The following is a 16,700-nucleotide window of genomic DNA, read 5'->3' as shown; positions in this document are numbered from 1 at the left end:
AGAGGTTTAACTATGGACTATGAATCTTATGCAAAAGTGATGAAAGCTTTGTCTGATCCTAAACGTGTACAAATAATAGATATGCTTTCTAATGGTGAGTTATGTGCTTGCGATATTCTGGAGCAATTTGATTTTACACAGCCTACGTTATCTCATCATATAAAAGTTCTTTTAAATGCAGGTTTAGTTACAGTAGAAAAAATTGGAACATGGCATCACTATTCATTAAATGAAAAGTGTATTGATCAACTAGTATCTGATACTAGTCAACTTACTTCTGCAACTACACAGCAAATAGGAGGAGAAAATTCATGAAAATTATTGTGATTGGATCCGTTGCTTCGGGTACATCTGTAGCAGCTAAAGCTCGAAGAAATACAGAGGATGCTGAAATTGTCGTTTATGATCAAGGAAAAGACATTTCTTATTCAGTTTGTGGAATTCCTTATCAAATTGGTGGAGAAGTGGAAGAATTAAGTGACTTAACGCCTAGAAATGCAGAGTGGTTCAAAAAGAGATACAATGTCTCAGTTTTCACAGAGCATAAAGTAACAAAGATTGATCATACCCACAAACAAGTAGAAGTGACAAATCTTGTTTCTGGAGAAAAGAAAGTAGAAAACTACGATGTATTAGTCTTTGCGACTGGGGCTTCTCCATTTACTCCACCTCCATTTAATCAAAAAGAGTATGATAATGTGTTCCAAGTTCGAAATATTCAAGACGCCCGAAATATTGGAGCTTATTCTGTTAAACAACCAAAAAAAGCGTTGATTATTGGTGCTGGATTTATTGGTTTAGAAATGACAGAACAATTGATTCATAAAGGACTGGAAGTAACAGTTGTTCAATTAGAAGATCAAGTGATGCCCCCAATGGACGCGGACATGACTTTCCGTGTAGAGGAGCATATGCGCGAGAAAGGCGTGAATTTGATCCTTAGTGATACTGTAAAAACGATTGAAGGAGAAACAACAATCGAGAAAGTTATTACGACAAATGGCGTTACAATTGAACCGGATATCGTTATCTTATCTGCAGGTGTACGCCCCAATACAGAATTAGCTAAAGAAATGGGAGTAGAACTTGGAGCTTCCAGAGCCATTGCGGTCAACAAAAAAATGCAAACCAATCTTCCAGATGTTTATGCAGTTGGAGATGTAGCCGAAAGCTTCTCCGTTATTACAGGAAAACCTATCTATCGTCCACTGGGCTCAACGGCTAATAAAATGGGTCGGATTGCTGGAGATGTTATTACTGGTGGCGATTTAGAGCATCGAGGAGTATTAGGAACAGGGATCTTTAGAATCTTTGATCTACATGTTGGTCAAACAGGATTAACCGAAAAAGAAGCAAAAAAAGAAGGTTATGATGTTGAAATTTTATATAATATCAAGCCAGACCATGCCGAGTATTTAGGTGGGAAAGAATTAACCATCAAAGCATTAGCAGATAAAAAAAACGGTCGCATTCTAGGTGCGCAAGCTATTGGTCAAGGTGGCGTCGACAAACGAATCGACGTCATCGCAACAGCCATTACCTTTAAAGCAAAAGCTGAAGATTTATTCCATTTAGATTTGGCTTACGCTCCACCATTTGCGACAACGAAAGACCCTATTCTTTATACGGGCATGGCGTTAGATAATGCCTTAAAACGTAATCCGTTGATGACACCAGCTGATTTAGTGCAACTTCAAAATACAGGTGAGACTCTGCAAATCGTTGATACACGTTCAAAAAAGGATTTTGAAAAGGCTCATGTTAAAGGAGCGATTCATATTTCTCTGGCTGAATTAAGAGAGAGAAGTGCAGAGTTGGATCAATCTTTAGTAACAATTACCTACTGCAATAAAGGCGTTACAGGTAATGCTGCTCAAAATGTACTGATCCATCATGGATTTACAAAAGTGTACAACTTATCAGGTGGAAATAAAAATTATCAAAATTATCTCAAAATGATGAAACTAAAAAAATAATACACCACTCATAACTACTATTCGGGACAAATAGGAAGTTTCCTTTCTATTTGTTTTTTTGTGGTTTGAAATATAATGACTTCTAAAAATTCAGTAAGTAAAAGAAAGGAACGAAATGATGTTTAATACGTTAAAAAAATATGGCTGGTTTTTTAAATTACGTTGGAAAAGCTATTCCTTTGGTGTTTCCGCGTTAATTATTTGTGCCATTCTACAAGTGATGAATCCTAAAATTATTGGAACCATCATTGACCACTTTATAGCTGGAACGTTAAATTGGAAGATTTTAATTTTTTGGGTGAGTTTGATCCTTATTTTTGCACTAATTATGTACGCCTTGCGTTATGGATGGAGAATGGCGTTATTTGGAAATTCAACATTGATTGAATCTATATTGCGTAATCGTTTGTTTTCATTTTTCACGCGTATGGATTCAGAATTTTTCCACAAATACCGGACAGGTGATTTGATGGCACATGCCACAAATGACTTGGCAGCTATCCGATTTGTTGCAGCAGATGGTGTATTGACGTTGACGGATGCCTTATCATTAGGTGGTGTAACACTCTTTTCAATGTTCTTTTTCATCGATTGGAAACTAACATTAGTGTCCGTTTTACCTCTACCTATATTGATCATTGTTTCAACGTATTTAGGGAAAATGATCCATGCACGTTATCGTGGTGCATTACGAGCTTTTTCATCAATGAATGACCATGTTCAAGAAAGTGTAACAGGAATGAAGGTCTTAAAAACGTTGGGTGAAGAAAAAGAAGATTTGTCTGCTTTTAAAGAAGAGACGCAACACGTTGTCGATGAGAATCAACGTGTCTACAAATTAAAAGCAGCTTTAAATCCAAGTATAGAAATTGTCATGGGGCTGACTTATGTGATTGCTTTATTAGTTGGTGGAAATTATGTTCAAAGTGGACGGATATCAATTGGAGATTTAGTAGCTTTTATCAGTTACATCGGTATGATGCAATGGCCGTTGCTCGCAGTAGGTGGACTAATCAATACTCTTGAAAGAGGAAGTGCAGCTTATGATAGAGTAGATGTTTTATTAGCTTATACCCCTTCTATTGTAGAAATAGAAAACCCTTATCGTCAAGCATTAGAGGGAGATATTGTTTTTGATATCCAATCGTTTACTTATCCAGATGATGAGAAACCTGTTTTAACCAATATTTCTTTTCACTTAGCAAAAGGAAATATGCTGGGAGTCGTTGGCAGAACGGGTGCTGGAAAGAGTGCACTCTATAAATTATTGTTACGCGATTACGATCAATATGAAGGAATGATTTCATATAACGGTATTAATATAAAGGACTATGCTTTAGAATCGCTAAAAAAAGGCATTGCAATCGTCCCACAAGAAAATTTTCTGTTTTCAACAACCATTAGAGAAAACATCCGATTTGGGAATCCGAATTTAACGCAAGAAGAAGTTGAAAAATATGCAAAATTAGCAAATGTTCACGAAGATATTTTACAATTTCCACAGGGGTACGATACCGAAGTGGGTGAACGAGGTGTTTCTTTATCTGGTGGACAAAAACAGCGTATTGCTATTGCTCGCGCTTTAGCAGTGGAGCCAGATTGTCTGATTCTAGATGATTCCTTATCAGCTGTAGATGCTCACACAGAAGAAGCTATTTTAAATTCATTGAAAAAAGAACGAAGCAACAAAACAACGATTATTTCTGCTCACCGCATCAGTTCAATCATGCACGCAGATGAAATCATCGTCATGGAAAAAGGAAGCATTAGTGAACGTGGTTCTCACGAGCAATTAATCGAAACAAAAGGTTGGTACCGTGATATGTATCAAAAACAACAGCTAGAGAAAAAATTAGATGGGGAGGGGTTATAATGGAGAACCAAAAACAAACGGCTTTTTCTACTAAAGAATCTTGGCGTATTTTACTTAGCTTGTTTCGGTTTGCAAGGCCTTATCAATTCCTATTTCTCGTTTCATTTGTATTCCTAGCATTTGGTTCAACTATCGCTGCGTATCTGCCCATTATTATTCAGCGTTACATCGATACGTATTTAGCAAATGGAACAGCAACAATCGAAATCACAGTACGTATCGTAATCTTTTACGGGATATTAACCCTTCTTAAAGCTGTATTTGCTTATGCAAAAGACTTTCTCTTTAACACGGCTTCAGAAAGAACCGTGGGCAATATTCGAAATCAATTGTATGAAAAGGTCGTTTTACTTGGCATGCGCTATTTCGATCAGACACCAGCGGGGACAGTTGTATCCAGAGTAACAAATGATACAGAGACGATTAAAGAATTTTGGACTGTCTTTTTGACCATTGCTACTGGGGTGTTCAATGTATTGTCGATTACAATTGCTATGTTTGCGCTGAACTGGAGAATGGCTTTAGTTTTTCTTCTATTCACACCGGTTATTGTTTGGATCGCAGGTGTTTATCGAAAGAAGAGTACACTTGTTTACAGTCGTATGCGAAAAGTATTAAGTCAGCTGAATGCCAATTTAAGTGAGTCCATTAGTGGGATGAGCATTATTCAAAAATACAACCAAGAAGAGCGATTAGTAGACGAGTTCAATACGATTAATGAAGAATATGTCGTTTCACGTCGCTCGATGTATAGTATGAATGCCTTATTATTGGCGCCTGCAATCAATGTGATTGAATCAATCGCTCTAGTAGCAGTGCTGCTTATTTTTGGGTATCAAGATTGGACCCAAGGGAACATTAATATAGGTTTGGTATACGCGTTTACGGCTTATTCACGATCATTTTTCCAACCAATCAGCCAAATGATGAACAGCTTAAGTTCATTACAAGATGGAATTGTTTCAGGGCATAGAGTTCAAGAGTTGTTGAAAAATGAAGAACTTGCTCCACAATCTAAGCCAGACACAAACGGTATGATCACAGAAGGCCATATTCGTGTAAATAACTTGAACTTCTCATATGATGGAAGTAAACAAGTCTTACGTAATATCAGTTTTGAAGTGAAGCCGGGAGAAACAGTTGCTTTAGTCGGTCAAACGGGATCAGGAAAAAGTTCCATTATTAATGTACTGATGCGGTTCTACGAGTATCACGAAGGAGAGATCACCATTGATGGTCACTCACTCAAGGATATGCCAATAGAAGGTCTTCGAACTAAAATGGGATTGGTTCTGCAGGATAGTTTCCTATTTTATGGAAATATCGCAGACAATATTCGAATGTACAATAGTGACTACACAGAGGCTGAAGTTAAAAAAGCTGCTGAGTTTGTTTATGCAGATGAGTTTATATCTGAAATGGAGCATGGTTACGCATCAAAGGTCATCGAACGTGGAGCAAGTTTATCTGCCGGAGAAAAGCAATTAATCAGTTTTGCTAGAACCATTCTGCGTTCGCCGCGTATTCTAATTCTTGATGAAGCAACGGCTAATATAGATACCGAAACAGAAGAGAAAATTCAAAAAGGGTTAGCCAATATGCGCAAAAACCGAACGTCTTTAATCATTGCTCACCGATTATCCACTGTAAAAGATGCAGATCAAATTTTAGTTTTGAGCAATGGTGAAATTGTGGAAAAAGGGACTCATGATGAATTGATCGATAAAAAAGGAACCTATTTTGATATGTATGAATTGCAAACCTATCAAGAAAAAACTGGTGAAATGTAACAACCAGAATGAATACCTAAAAGAAAGGGCTGAGATGGTTTATCTCAGCCCTTTCTTTGCATCTGGATTATTATTTTGGGGGAGGTCTCAAATAATAGAGTGAGACTAAAAAAAGTGTTCACTTTTCCATGAAAGTACAGTTCACGTTAAAGTGGAGTAAAAAAGGAGTCTCACTCTTTTCTATGAAAGACTTCTCCACGAAAGAGTGAGGCCAAAAATCTTTGTTTTCCTTTGAAAATAGCTCCAATTTGGTATTGAAGCAGGTTTTCTAATTTTATCAAACTTCCTCACTTACAGAAACGTTCTTTTTACGCCGCGTTAACATAAAGGCTGTAAGCCAAGCAGTAATCGGTATGATCAAAATGGCGCCTGTTCCAATACAGAATATGGAAATGACTTCTGAACTGAATACCTTAGAATTGATCACTTCACTAAGTGAGTAAGATAAGTCTTTAAACCAAACGATTAAAGCTAAATACCCACCAATAAATGCGAAATACAAAGTGTTTGTAGTGGTGCCCAGAATATCTTTTCCAACATTCATACCGGATTTAAAAAGGTTGTAGCGGTCCATGAATGGGTTATGGATAAAAATCTCGTTCATTGCAGAAGAAATGGAAATAGAAGTGTCTGTAATAGCTCCTATAGAACCCATTATGATTGTACAACTAGCGATTTCAAGAAAATTTACCCCAACATAGAGATTGAAAAAAGAAAGCTCTTCTATCTCTTCTATACCAAATCCCTGTATCATAGCTTTTTCAACAAATATAAAAATAAGCCCGACTAAAAAGAAAAGTGTCATCAGTGTTGCAATAAATGAAATAACGGATTTAAGATTTATCGTATTTATATAAAAGAGGTTGATGCAACTAATAAAGATGCAAGCAATCATAGTTAGAAAAATCGGATTAAATGCTTCTCTTGTCATTAAGAGTACCGTCAAAAGAGTGATACCAAAGTTTAAAAAAAGAGCAATAAACGATCTTGTCCCTTTTTCGCCACTGATCAATTTCATGAGTACAAATAAAATAATCGATAGGCATACTAAGACATTCATTTATGTGACCTCCTTTTTTGAATGAAATAAGTCGCAGTATAGATACTTATTGGGATGGTCAGTACAATTCCAATACTTCCAACCAGCGCTCTGGTTAATTCTAAGGATAAATTCATTGATAAGGTGTAACCTAGTGTAGAGCCGTTTTTTAAGTATAGAAGAATCATTGGTATGCTTCCACTGACATACGCAAAAAATAAAACATTTGTCATAGTGCCCATGATATCTGCACCAATTTCCTTTCCAGAAGCTCTTAAGTCCGTTAGTGGAATGGAGTTATTTTTATCATATAACTCATAAAGAGAAGAGGTGATTGTAATCGCAATATCCATTACAGCACCCAAAGAACCAACTAGAATGCTAGCTAAAAATATTTTTTGTGGAGATCTGGTTATAAAAGCCATTTCCTCATATCTAAGTCCTTTTTCCGCTGTTAATTGCATGACAATAAAAGCAATGAGAAGGGCAGAAAAGGTTCCTGTCAATGTGGCTAAGATAGCAGCATAGGTTTTTTCGGTATTTCCACTAACCAAGAATAGGGAAGTAATCGTGAAAAAAAAGACTAAACCACTGCATATAAGCAGTAAGTTAGCATTTTCTGAATTTGTGTAGACAGTTAATGCGAGTAACAATACTAAGACGTTAATAATTAAACTGACTATTGAAAACCAGCCGCTTTTCTTTCCAACCAGTAGTACCGTTACTATAAATAACCAAGCAGCTGCTAAAACATAGGTATCTCGTTTTGGACCGTCAATGGTTCCTCTTAAATCACTGCCTGAATTCTTTTGAATGGAGACAAAGAGTTTATCACCTATTTTATACTCGTAATCATATGCCCCAGATAGAGAGTAAGTATTCTCTAGTGTGATTAATTCACCCTTTTGTTCGCCATTTACTAGTTTCCCAACTAAAGTTTGATCAAACAAACGATCATTAATAGTTGGATCATTAGCGTTTTGTTGTTCATTAAGGGTTACCGTTACGACTTCTGCTATGGAGTCATCGTATAAATAAAAATTATTTTGTACAAATAATATAGATAGCATGACACACAGCAAAATACTGCCGTATAAATAAAAAGATTTTTTATTCAAATAAATACCTCCAGTATAAAGATGATTCAAGCAAATAAGCATGCTTATTGTAACATATATTGTTTTAATGACTATTCTAGCTATAAATCAAGTATATTTGGTTGTCGCGTAAATTTGACAGATAGAGCACCTCTGTTTGGTATTTTGGTCAAATCTACATGAATAAAAAGGTATTCTTTTTTCACGCATCAAATGGATGAAAAGAGAAATTTCTTATAAACGTTAAAGAACAAGGTTTTAAAATGCAAACTCATAGAACTATGAATTATCTAGGGTTAATAATGAAAGTATAATAAGATATCGTATTATGATACTTGGGAGCGTGTTATTGTATCTTTTAATCCTTAATTATTCATGCTAAGATAATGGTAGAGGTACCTTTACTTTATTTTTAAAGAGAATTTTTTTGTTTCTAGATAATAGAAGAAATAAAAAGGTTACTAGATTACATAGATAAAGGTACATTGTTTAGTTTTGAATGAAAGCGTATTTAAAAGAACGTATAAATAAAATTTTGAGTATGAGGAGATACACAAATGTCTGAAAAAGAACGAATGTTAGCAGAGAGATTGTACCTTGCACAAGGAGAAGAATTGAAAGCTATGCGACAAAAAGGACAACAATTAATTCGATTATTTAATGCGACCACTGAAGAAGAAAAGCCGTATCGTACGCAACTGCTAATGGATATTTTTGGTGAAGTAGCAGGTAATATCTACATTGAGCCGACTTTACGAGTTGATTATGGGCAAAATATTACCATTGGCAAAAATTTTTATGCAAACTTTGATTGCGTTATGATAGATGTTGCTCCAATCAAAATTGGAGATAATGCTATGTTTGGGCCACGAGTATGCTTGTACACAGCAGGTCATCCAATTGACCCAACTGTGCGCAACAGTGGATTAGAATTTGGGACATCGATTACTATTGGAAATAACGTTTGGATTGGCGGAAGTGCCGTAGTGAACCCAGGTGTGACTATTGGGGACAATGTCATTATTGGATCCGGATCCGTTGTAACAAAAAACGTTCCATCGAATACGATAGCCGTTGGAAACCCTTGTCGGGTTATTCGAGACATTACCCAAGAAGACAAAGACTTCTGGGAAGATAAACAAGCTGCTTACTGGTCAGAAATCGCGAATGAGCAGAATACCACAATTAAGGGAGAGGTCTCTAAGTGAAAATTGCACATGTAGCATTATGGGTCAAAGACATTGAGCGTATGCGTCAATTCTATAAAACGTATTTTAGAGCTCAATCAGGAGAACGTTATGAAAATGCTAATCGTGGTTTTGCCAGTTATTTTTTAACTTTTTCTGAATCAGAAGTTCGATTAGAATTGATGCAACAACCCACTATTACTTATCAACCAGAAGAAATACCTTTAGGTTGGGCACACCTAGCTATTAGCGTAGGTAGTGAAGAAGCAGTCAATGCGTTAACCAAGACTATTTTAGATGATGGGCATACGGTTATTGGTCAACCTCGTTGGACAGGAGACGGGTACTACGAAAGTGTTGTGGCCGATCCTGAAGGAAATTGGATAGAAATTACGATTTAAAATTGATAATAAAGTCCAAAGGAATTGGTTTGCAAACAAATATCAAGCTGATTTTTGGAAATGAGATAGTGCTTTCATTTAGTTTTTATATGAATCAAATTACTTGAAATTTTCATCTGTTTTTCTTATTCTTAGGATGTACTACAAATAGATAGAAGAGGAGATGTTAAAATGAGTCAAAAATTTGATGAACTGAAACAAAAACTCAAAAGTGTAGACACGAAAAAAGCAGGACAATTATTAAAAGAAGTTAAACAAGCCCATGAGGATGGAAAAATTGATGACAATGAGAAAAAAGAATTAATGAGTGAAGCTAAAAAAACAGTTGGAGATAATCTACTTGGCTGATTTGGAAAGTAATAAATAAAAGGAATACGTTGAAATAGAAAAAAACGATTAAAGTAAGGAGACTGGAATGATTATTCCAGTCTCCTTACTTTAATCACTCATATGCTTAACCTAAACAAATAACAAACCGTCTAAATCGACTATTCGAATTTGTTTATGCGTCAATTGTTTGATATAACCTCGGTCTTCTAGCTCGTTAAATTTGCGACTGATTGTTTCAGGTGTGGTTCCTAAATAAGAAGCTAAGTCTTTTTTACTCATTGGTAAAGTGAGTTCATCTGTTCCAGATATTTCTTTATCGAGATAATCTACTAAAAATAAGGCGATGCGCGTATCAACTTTTTCTGTTGCGAAGCGAGAGGACTGTTTCTCAGAAGCGTCAAGTCGATGTGAAAACTCAGCTAAAATTTTTAAAGAAATTGAAGGGTATTTCATTAGGAACTCTTGTAAATCCAAACGATTAATCATACATATTTTGGTATTGACCATTGCTTCTGCATAAGTTTCATGGGTAGACTCAGAAAACAAGGCCATCTCGCCAGTGAAATCACCGGGATTTAAAATCCTAACTAACTGTTCTTTCCCTGATTCCGATAATCTATATATACGAACTTTTCCTTTGTTAACAATATAAAGAGCATTAGATTCATCCCCGGCATGATAAATAAGTTCATGTTTTTGATAGGAAACTGAATGAGTGGTTCCCATGATTTCATCTAGCTGCCCATCTTCTAAGTGATTAAAAATCGGGACTAAGGAAACGCAAGCTTTATGTGATTCAACGGAATGATCATGGTGCGTAGTGTCTTTTTTCATTGTAGTCCCTCCATTAACATACTTTTAAGCCTATTCAATAACGTAAGTATAACAATCTTTGCTGCCTTTTTCGAATTGTGGACTCTTCGTAAAATGGTATTGATACAAGAAAATAAAATTTCTTCTAGAATAGACGAGATTACTTGTGGAGAGCCATTGAATCCAATGTAAGCAAGCAAACCCTATTCCTCCAGAATTTTCGTGCCATTCATTTAACTAAGCTATCAACACTAAAAAGTACAGAGCCGAATTGTGGTTTCTTTATACTTGTATCTTACTTCATAACTAACAGTAAAAAATTGACTACAATCAAGAATGATTAAGTTGTCTTGTTAAGTTCATTCTCAAGGAAAGAGATTGTAGCAAATGTAAAAGTATTCTTATCCATAAAAAAAAATGAAGCTGGATATCAATTAAGGGGAATGCATATTCAGTTTAAACTTTCCATAAGCCATTTCTTGAATAACTTTTTCTTTTTCTAACCGAGTGAGTTCACGACTTAATGATTCGGAAGTGGTTCCAAGATAAGAGGCTAAATCTTTTTTAGCCATCTTTAGCTCAACAATGGGTTCTTTTTCAGTAGTGTCAGTTAAACTAATCAAAAAGTGTAATAAACGGTCTCGTACAGTTTCGGTAGTTGCCCAAGCTGTTTGTTGCTCAGAAGTTCCCAATCTGTCAGAAATTGTAGCCAACATTTCAATTGACATAGCTGGGCATTGAAGAAGAAGCTCACGAAAATCGGAATGTTTGATAGCACAAATCGAGCAATCCGTTAGCGCTTCCGCAAATGCTTGGTAAACACCCTTCTTGAACAAAGCTAATTCTCCGGTGAACTCACCTTGAGTTACCATTCGGATCAATTGTTCTTTTCCCGTATCTGATAATCGATAAACACGTATTTTACCACTTTGTAATACATGAAGAGAATCAGCAAGTTCACCAGGTCGATAAATCGTTTCTCCTTTAGAATAGTGTTTGTGATGGATTAATGAATGAATTTGTTCTTTTTGTTCGGTTGTTAGGGATTGAAATAAGGGGACGTTAGATATACAACACTGCGCTGTTTTTTCACAATGATAAGTATGATGATAAGATGTTGAATAAATTTTTTTCATCCTGTATTCTCCTCTGTAATTCCTCACAATACTACTTAATTTTACCAGTTTTCATGACTTTAGAAAAGGAAATGTTTTTTATAATTATACCTGTACTTGATTTAAATCAACTCTATCGAAAAAAAAATAGGCTATAGTTAATTTTGTTAAACGAATTGAAAATTTTCTTGTGTATATCTGAACAAAAGGAGTGTAATAATGAGTATAAAACTAACCGAATCGCAAGTAATGTTACACCAGATGGTTACGGATTTTGCTGATAAAGAAGTTAAACCACTGGATATGTTGATTGATAAGCAAAGAGATTTCCCTAACGAGTTATGGAATAAACTAGTAAACACCGGATTTTTAGGTTTAACTATACCAGAAGAGTATGGTGGTGCCGGGTTTGATGCTATTGCTAGTTCACAAACCATCTATGATTTTGCTGTCCGTAATGCCAGTGTTGCCTTTACTTTAGAGGGCCATTACAAATCAGTTGATCAAGTATTAAAATATGCAACACCAGAATTGAAAGAAAAATACTTGCCACAAGCAAATCATCGTATTTTTGGATTTTCTTCAACAGAACCACAAGGTGGATCTAATGTAATGGGATTCACAGCCAAAGCTGTTAAAGAAGGAGATAAATGGATACTAAACGGTAATAAAACGATGATTACAAATGGTGGATTAGCGGAAGTCTATTGTGTGCTTCTCAAAACGTCCCCAACAGAATTATCTTGTTTCCTTGTGGATGAAGATATGCCTGGCTTTAAACACGGAAAGAGAGAAAGTTTTATTGGGATGAATGGCACACCTATTGGAGAAATTTTTCTGGAAGATGTGGTTGTCAGTGAAGATCATTTGCTTGGTAAAGTAGGACAAGGCGTGGAAATAGGAGATAATGCTCACTATGACGCGCGTATTTCAATGGGTGCGATTGCAGCGGGTATTACTGAACATGCTTTGAATATTGCAGTTGATTATGCAAAACAACGTGAAGTAAAAGGTATTCCTATTACTCAGTTGTATTCTATTCAAGAGAAAATAACAGAAATCGCTATTGCTAAAGAAAATACGCAATTGCTCTATCAAGAGGCTGCTAAGTTGAAAATGGCAGGCAAGCCTTATGCTAAAGTGGCTACCATGGCGAAATCATACGGCAGTCGTGCTTCATATACAGCAGCTGACCAAGCACTACAGGTATTAGGTGGGTATGGTTATAGCCAAGAATATCCTGTGGAACATCTAATTCGCGATGCTCGTGCTTTGCAACTTGCTGAAGGATCGCTAGAAAAAATGATGATTGAAATCGCTAAAGAAGTTGTAAATGAGGGAGAGGAGTGAGTTCAATGAGTTTGAAGATCGTAGTATGTATTAAACAAGTACCGGTTTCAAATAACTTAAAAATAAATCCCGTTACTAAAAATCTTGTTCGTTCTGGAGAAGCTGGAATGATGAACCCTTACGATAAAAATGCCATTGAGACAGCTCTACGCTTAAAAGACAAATGGGGTGGAGAAATCATTTTAATATCTATGGGACCTCCAGATTTTGAGATGACTTTACGACAAGGTCTAGCCATGGGATGTGATGATGCTGTACTTTTAAGTTCTCGACAATTTGGCGGAGCTGACACTTTAGCCACAGGATATGTTTTATCCCAAGCTATCAAAGAATTAAAAGATGTAGACTTAGTGTTGTTTGGTCGCCAGTCAGTGGATGCAGATACTAGTCAAGTTGGGCCTATTGTGTCTGAATTTTTAGATTGTCCACAAATTACATTTGTAAGTGAACTTCATAGCCATTCTAATCAATCTATGACTGCAACCCGATTATTAGAGAATATGCAGCAAAAAATTGAATTCCAATTGCCAGCAGTAGTTACTGTGCGTAGCGAAATGAACGAACCGCGCTATCCGACACCTCGTAATATTCAACAAAGTTACAAAAAAGACATTCGTATCTGGGATGAAATTAGTTTATCTGTTGATCCTGATAGAATTGGGTTGAAAGGTTCACCTACAGTGGTACGTAGTGTATGGGCACCTGAAAAAGAAGCAAAAGCTACAAAAGTTCTTAAAGGAACGGCTGATGAAGCAGTTCGTGAATTATTAATACAATTAAGAGCCACTAATTTACTCTAAGAGAGGTGAGGAAAAAATGACTACCCAAGAAATTTGGATATACGCAGAGAAGCATATAGGAATCATTCAACCGGTTACGTATCAATTGATAACCAAAGCAAAAGAAATTGCTGGTGATAAAAAGGTTGTTGTTATCCTATTTGAAGCCACAGACAAGAATTTAGAAGAGAATATCAAAGAGTATGGTCCAGATGAAATTGTTGTAGTAAAAGACGACCGTTTAAAAGATGCGATGGATTCTGAAGTTGCTAGTTTGATGGCAGAATTAGCAAAACGTCGCCAACCAAACAGTATTCTTTTTGGAGCTACAGTTGTCGGTCGTTCAATTGCACCACGCCTGCAGGCAAAATTGAATACAGGTCTGACGTCTGATTGTTTAAATTTATCATTTGACAGTGACTTGTTAGTTCAAACGAAACCATCATATGGGGATAATATCATGTGTGAGATCATTTGTCCTAACCATCGTCCGCAAATGGCTTCTGTACGACCTAATACCTTTGAAGCTAAGAAAATCAACAACGCCACAGTTACGGTAACAGAAGTGAATGATTTGGCTTTTAAAGAAGCAAAACGCGTGAAAATTATAGAAGAGACTCCTTTGCTTTCTAAAAGCGATAGTATTGCCAATGCTGATCGAGTAATCGCTATAGGAAGAGGAGCTGTAGATGATAAGACAGTTGAGTTGGCAGAAGAGCTTGCTCGTAAACTAGGGGCAAAGATTGGCGTAACTCGTCCATTGACAGACCATCCTAAATTTAATGGAGAAGATCAAATTGGGCAATCTGGGAACACCATTGCACCTAAATTACTGATCAATTTAGGTATCCATGGAGCAGTACAGTACACAACAGGAATTGGAAATGCAGAACTGGTGGTTTCGATTAATAAAGACCCAGAAGCACCTATTTTTGACCATTCGGACTACAGTTATATCGGTGATTCGGCTAGTTTCTTAGAAGGATTTTTGAAAGTTGTTCAATAGGTCTATAATCTAGAAAAAAATTCAAACAAAAAGAAATAACTTTATAAGTGAGAAAAGTAGCATCTGATTTTCAAGATGCTACTTTTTTTAATGTTCAAGTATAAATCAAATTTCTTGAAGTTTAGGTTTGTTTTTTCTATCCTTAAGTCGTCCTATAAATGGAAAAAAGAGGAGATGTTAAGATGAGTCGAAAATTTGATGAACTAAAACAAAAACTCAAAAATATGGACAAAATACTGGTAGTAAGCAGGTGATAGGATGGTAGTGTTGAAATTTTGGCTTTCTTTAGGATTGTTTGCCTTAGTCCTAATTTTTATGTTTGTTGCGTTCTTATTAAAAAAACGCGATAAAAAGAAACTGGTTAACTGTACGAGCAAAACGTCAGGTGAGGTTTATGGTTATGAAGCACGTGGAAATGGTTTGTTTTATCCATTAGTTAAATTTGAGGTTGATGGAAAAAGTTATAAAGGGAAATTAGTTTATCGAGGAATTATAGTTAAGGCGGCTACGGTTTATGGAGAAGCAGAAGTTATTGGAGATAAGTTTGCACCAACATTGCGTGTGAAGCGCAATCCGCGAATCTCTTTTAATCCTTTAGAAAAAGAGATTCCCCGTGGATCTGTTCTTGATGTGTATTACAACCCGGAAGATCCGGAAGAAAATTACGTGCAACGTTATGTAAAAAGTATTTTGTCCCAAATATTTTTTTACGGGGCCGTTTATCTTATTATTATGGGAATTTTTTTATACCTCGTTGTATAAACTTTTAGTTCCAATGAATAAAATGTCTAATACTACTCTAGGTACATAGCAGCTAAAATACGAATCTTTTTAATTTAGTAATAGATGGTAGAATATCTGAAATTCTATTTCTTTTTTTCTCTTCACAGGAAAAACTGACTTTCAAGACAGATAAAGTTATAGCAGGTACAAAATGGCAAAAAACAACTTAAGCTCTTTCGACTCAACTGAAGACATATTAGTTGAAATTATAGGATAAAAATTTTAAGATAAAGTTATTCATTACTAGTAAGAGAAGAGAGATAAATGCAAAATAAAAAGTTAGAAAACCCATTAAATCAATTTTTTACTGAAGACTTTCCAAAGCAATATCAAGAACCTCCTGCATTACAAAGTAAAATGGAACCACGTCCAGATTGCGGTGAAGAATCCTATAAAGGCAATGAACAATTAATTGGACGAAAAGCTCTTATAACAGGAGGAGACTCTGGTATAGGTCGCGCTGCAGCCATTGCTTACGCACGTGAAGGAGCCGATATTGTATTGAACTACCTTCCAGAAGAAGAATCAGATGCACAAGAAGTGAAGCAGCTGATTGAACAAGCTGGTCGAAAAGCTATTCTTATCCCAGGTGATTTAAGTGATGAAGCATTTTGTAAACAACTGGTTGATCAAGCACATAAAGAACTTGGTGGATTAGATATATTAGCTTTAATTGCTGGAAAACAACAGGCTGTTGAAGACATCTTAGAACTTTCAACAGAACAGCTAAGACAAACCTTTGAAATTAATGTTTTCTCTCTATTTTGGGTGATAAAAGCTGCATTACCTTATCTACCAGAAGGTTCTTCTATTATCACAACATCCTCTGTACAAGGATACAATCCAAGTGCAAATTTACTAGATTATGCATCAACTAAGTTTGCAATCAATGGATTTAGCCGAGGTCTAGCAAAACAACTAGCGCCAAAAGGCATTCGTGTTAATGTAGTAGCTCCTGGACCTATCTGGACACCATTACAAATTTCTGGTGGTCAGCCAAGTGAAGCCATTCCAACGTTTGGACAAGATACTCCATTGCAACGAGCTGGACAACCAGTAGAACTTTCTGATATTTATGTGTTCTTAGCTTCTACGAAATCAAGCTATGTGACTGCTCAAATTTATGGAATAACTGGCGGCACCGAATTAGCTTAAAATAGT

16 protein-coding genes are annotated in these 16,700 nt (G+C 36.0%); 12 read left to right on the top strand and 4 right to left on the bottom strand.

All coding sequences use genetic code 11. The features are described 5' to 3' along the window. The first annotated feature begins 12 nt into the window (after positions 1 to 12). From BLT48_RS07125 to BLT48_RS07110, 4 genes are all read left to right on the top strand, one after another. Complete coding sequence (locus tag BLT48_RS07125; protein ID WP_089976601.1) at positions 13 to 315, top strand: ArsR/SmtB family transcription factor; 303 nt, start codon at positions 13 to 15, stop codon at positions 313 to 315. After that, positions 312 to 1,976 carry an FAD-dependent oxidoreductase gene (locus tag BLT48_RS07120; protein ID WP_089976598.1) on the top strand — a complete coding sequence of 555 codons (1,665 nt, stop codon included), beginning with the start codon at positions 312 to 314 and terminating at the stop codon, positions 1,974 to 1,976. Before BLT48_RS07125 ends, BLT48_RS07120 begins: the two co-directional genes overlap by 4 nt. 118 nt (positions 1,977 to 2,094) lie before the next feature. Continuing rightward, positions 2,095 to 3,849: an ABC transporter ATP-binding protein gene (locus tag BLT48_RS07115; RefSeq protein ID WP_089978699.1), complete on the top strand. Its 1,755-nt coding sequence runs from the start codon at positions 2,095 to 2,097 to the stop codon at positions 3,847 to 3,849. Then, positions 3,849 to 5,639: an ABC transporter ATP-binding protein gene (locus tag BLT48_RS07110; RefSeq protein WP_089976595.1), complete on the top strand. Its 1,791-nt coding sequence runs from the start codon at positions 3,849 to 3,851 to the stop codon at positions 5,637 to 5,639. Before BLT48_RS07115 ends, BLT48_RS07110 begins: the two co-directional genes overlap by 1 nt. Before the next feature lie 277 nt (positions 5,640 to 5,916). On the opposite strand, the gene BLT48_RS07105 is transcribed toward BLT48_RS07110, so the two are convergent. Further along, a complete protein-coding gene (locus tag BLT48_RS07105; protein WP_089976592.1) occupies positions 5,917 to 6,699 on the bottom strand; it encodes a YibE/F family protein in 783 nt (260 codons plus the stop codon). After that, complete coding sequence (locus BLT48_RS07100; RefSeq protein ID WP_226776564.1) at positions 6,696 to 7,796, bottom strand: YibE/F family protein; 1,101 nt, start codon at positions 7,794 to 7,796, stop codon at positions 6,696 to 6,698. Before BLT48_RS07100 ends, BLT48_RS07105 begins: the two co-directional genes overlap by 4 nt. A gap of 536 nt (positions 7,797 to 8,332) precedes the next feature. Between BLT48_RS07100 and BLT48_RS07095 the strand changes: the two genes are divergently transcribed. From BLT48_RS07095 to BLT48_RS13860, 3 genes are all read left to right on the top strand, one after another. Further along, positions 8,333 to 8,983, top strand: coding sequence for a sugar O-acetyltransferase (locus BLT48_RS07095; RefSeq protein WP_089976588.1), 651 nt, complete (start codon positions 8,333 to 8,335; stop codon positions 8,981 to 8,983). Further along, on the top strand, positions 8,980 to 9,363 hold the full coding sequence (locus tag BLT48_RS07090) for a VOC family protein (RefSeq protein ID WP_089976585.1): 384 nt from the start codon (positions 8,980 to 8,982) through the stop codon (positions 9,361 to 9,363). The genes BLT48_RS07095 and BLT48_RS07090 overlap by 4 nt, the downstream gene beginning before the upstream one ends. Before the next feature lie 171 nt (positions 9,364 to 9,534). Continuing rightward, the gene (locus tag BLT48_RS13860) at positions 9,535 to 9,711 is read left to right on the top strand and encodes a hypothetical protein (RefSeq protein WP_176944093.1); all 177 of its coding nucleotides are present in this window, start codon (positions 9,535 to 9,537) and stop codon (positions 9,709 to 9,711) included. A gap of 111 nt (positions 9,712 to 9,822) precedes the next feature. On the opposite strand, the gene BLT48_RS07085 is transcribed toward BLT48_RS13860, so the two are convergent. After that, complete coding sequence (locus BLT48_RS07085) at positions 9,823 to 10,527, bottom strand: Crp/Fnr family transcriptional regulator (RefSeq protein WP_035020419.1); 705 nt, start codon at positions 10,525 to 10,527, stop codon at positions 9,823 to 9,825. Positions 10,528 to 10,940: 413 nt separating this feature from the next. Next, a complete protein-coding gene (locus BLT48_RS07075; protein WP_089976582.1) occupies positions 10,941 to 11,642 on the bottom strand; it encodes a Crp/Fnr family transcriptional regulator in 702 nt (233 codons plus the stop codon). Between the two features lie 198 nt (positions 11,643 to 11,840). Between BLT48_RS07075 and BLT48_RS07070 the strand changes: the two genes are divergently transcribed. The 5 genes from BLT48_RS07070 (at position 11,841) to BLT48_RS07050 (ending at position 16,694) form a co-directional block, all read left to right on the top strand. After that, entirely contained in the window at positions 11,841 to 12,971 is a 1,131-nt protein-coding gene (locus BLT48_RS07070) for an acyl-CoA dehydrogenase family protein (protein WP_081896445.1), read from the top strand. Between the two features lie 11 nt (positions 12,972 to 12,982). Then, complete coding sequence (locus BLT48_RS07065; protein WP_035023970.1) at positions 12,983 to 13,771, top strand: electron transfer flavoprotein subunit beta/FixA family protein; 789 nt, start codon at positions 12,983 to 12,985, stop codon at positions 13,769 to 13,771. 16 nt (positions 13,772 to 13,787) lie between these two features. After that, positions 13,788 to 14,756 (top strand): electron transfer flavoprotein subunit alpha/FixB family protein, encoded by a 969-nt coding sequence (locus BLT48_RS07060; RefSeq protein ID WP_035020415.1) that lies wholly within the window; start codon positions 13,788 to 13,790, stop codon positions 14,754 to 14,756. 258 nt (positions 14,757 to 15,014) lie between these two features. Then, positions 15,015 to 15,518, top strand: coding sequence for a DUF3592 domain-containing protein (locus tag BLT48_RS07055; protein WP_143019108.1), 504 nt, complete (start codon positions 15,015 to 15,017; stop codon positions 15,516 to 15,518). A gap of 285 nt (positions 15,519 to 15,803) precedes the next feature. Further along, positions 15,804 to 16,694 (top strand): SDR family oxidoreductase, encoded by an 891-nt coding sequence (locus BLT48_RS07050; protein ID WP_089976573.1) that lies wholly within the window; start codon positions 15,804 to 15,806, stop codon positions 16,692 to 16,694. Positions 16,695 to 16,700 lie beyond the last annotated feature (6 nt).

The organism is Carnobacterium viridans, from assembly GCF_900102725.1.
Taxonomy (GTDB): Bacteria; Bacillota; Bacilli; order Lactobacillales; family Carnobacteriaceae; genus Carnobacterium_B; species Carnobacterium_B viridans.
This window is presented reverse-complemented; position numbering and strand designations above follow the sequence as displayed.

What these genes read in the sequence shown, in the direction of transcription:
- BLT48_RS07125 (WP_089976601.1), top strand. Translation starts at nt 13, where the DNA reads ATGGACTATGAATCTTATGCAAAAGTGATGAAAGCTTTGTCTGATCCT.
- BLT48_RS07120 (WP_089976598.1), top strand. Translation starts at nt 312, where the DNA reads ATGAAAATTATTGTGATTGGATCCGTTGCTTCGGGTACATCTGTAGCA.
- BLT48_RS07115 (WP_089978699.1), top strand. Translation starts at nt 2,095, where the DNA reads ATGTTTAATACGTTAAAAAAATATGGCTGGTTTTTTAAATTACGTTGG.
- BLT48_RS07110 (WP_089976595.1), top strand. Translation starts at nt 3,849, where the DNA reads ATGGAGAACCAAAAACAAACGGCTTTTTCTACTAAAGAATCTTGGCGT.
- BLT48_RS07105 (WP_089976592.1), bottom strand. Translation starts at nt 6,699, where the DNA reads ATGAATGTCTTAGTATGCCTATCGATTATTTTATTTGTACTCATGAAA.
- BLT48_RS07095 (WP_089976588.1), top strand. Translation starts at nt 8,333, where the DNA reads ATGTCTGAAAAAGAACGAATGTTAGCAGAGAGATTGTACCTTGCACAA.
- BLT48_RS13860 (WP_176944093.1), top strand. Translation starts at nt 9,535, where the DNA reads ATGAGTCAAAAATTTGATGAACTGAAACAAAAACTCAAAAGTGTAGAC.
- BLT48_RS07085 (WP_035020419.1), bottom strand. Translation starts at nt 10,527, where the DNA reads ATGAAAAAAGACACTACGCACCATGATCATTCCGTTGAATCACATAAA.
- BLT48_RS07075 (WP_089976582.1), bottom strand. Translation starts at nt 11,642, where the DNA reads ATGAAAAAAATTTATTCAACATCTTATCATCATACTTATCATTGTGAA.
- BLT48_RS07070 (WP_081896445.1), top strand. Translation starts at nt 11,841, where the DNA reads ATGAGTATAAAACTAACCGAATCGCAAGTAATGTTACACCAGATGGTT.
- BLT48_RS07060 (WP_035020415.1), top strand. Translation starts at nt 13,788, where the DNA reads ATGACTACCCAAGAAATTTGGATATACGCAGAGAAGCATATAGGAATC.
- BLT48_RS07055 (WP_143019108.1), top strand. Translation starts at nt 15,015, where the DNA reads ATGGTAGTGTTGAAATTTTGGCTTTCTTTAGGATTGTTTGCCTTAGTC.
- BLT48_RS07050 (WP_089976573.1), top strand. Translation starts at nt 15,804, where the DNA reads ATGCAAAATAAAAAGTTAGAAAACCCATTAAATCAATTTTTTACTGAA.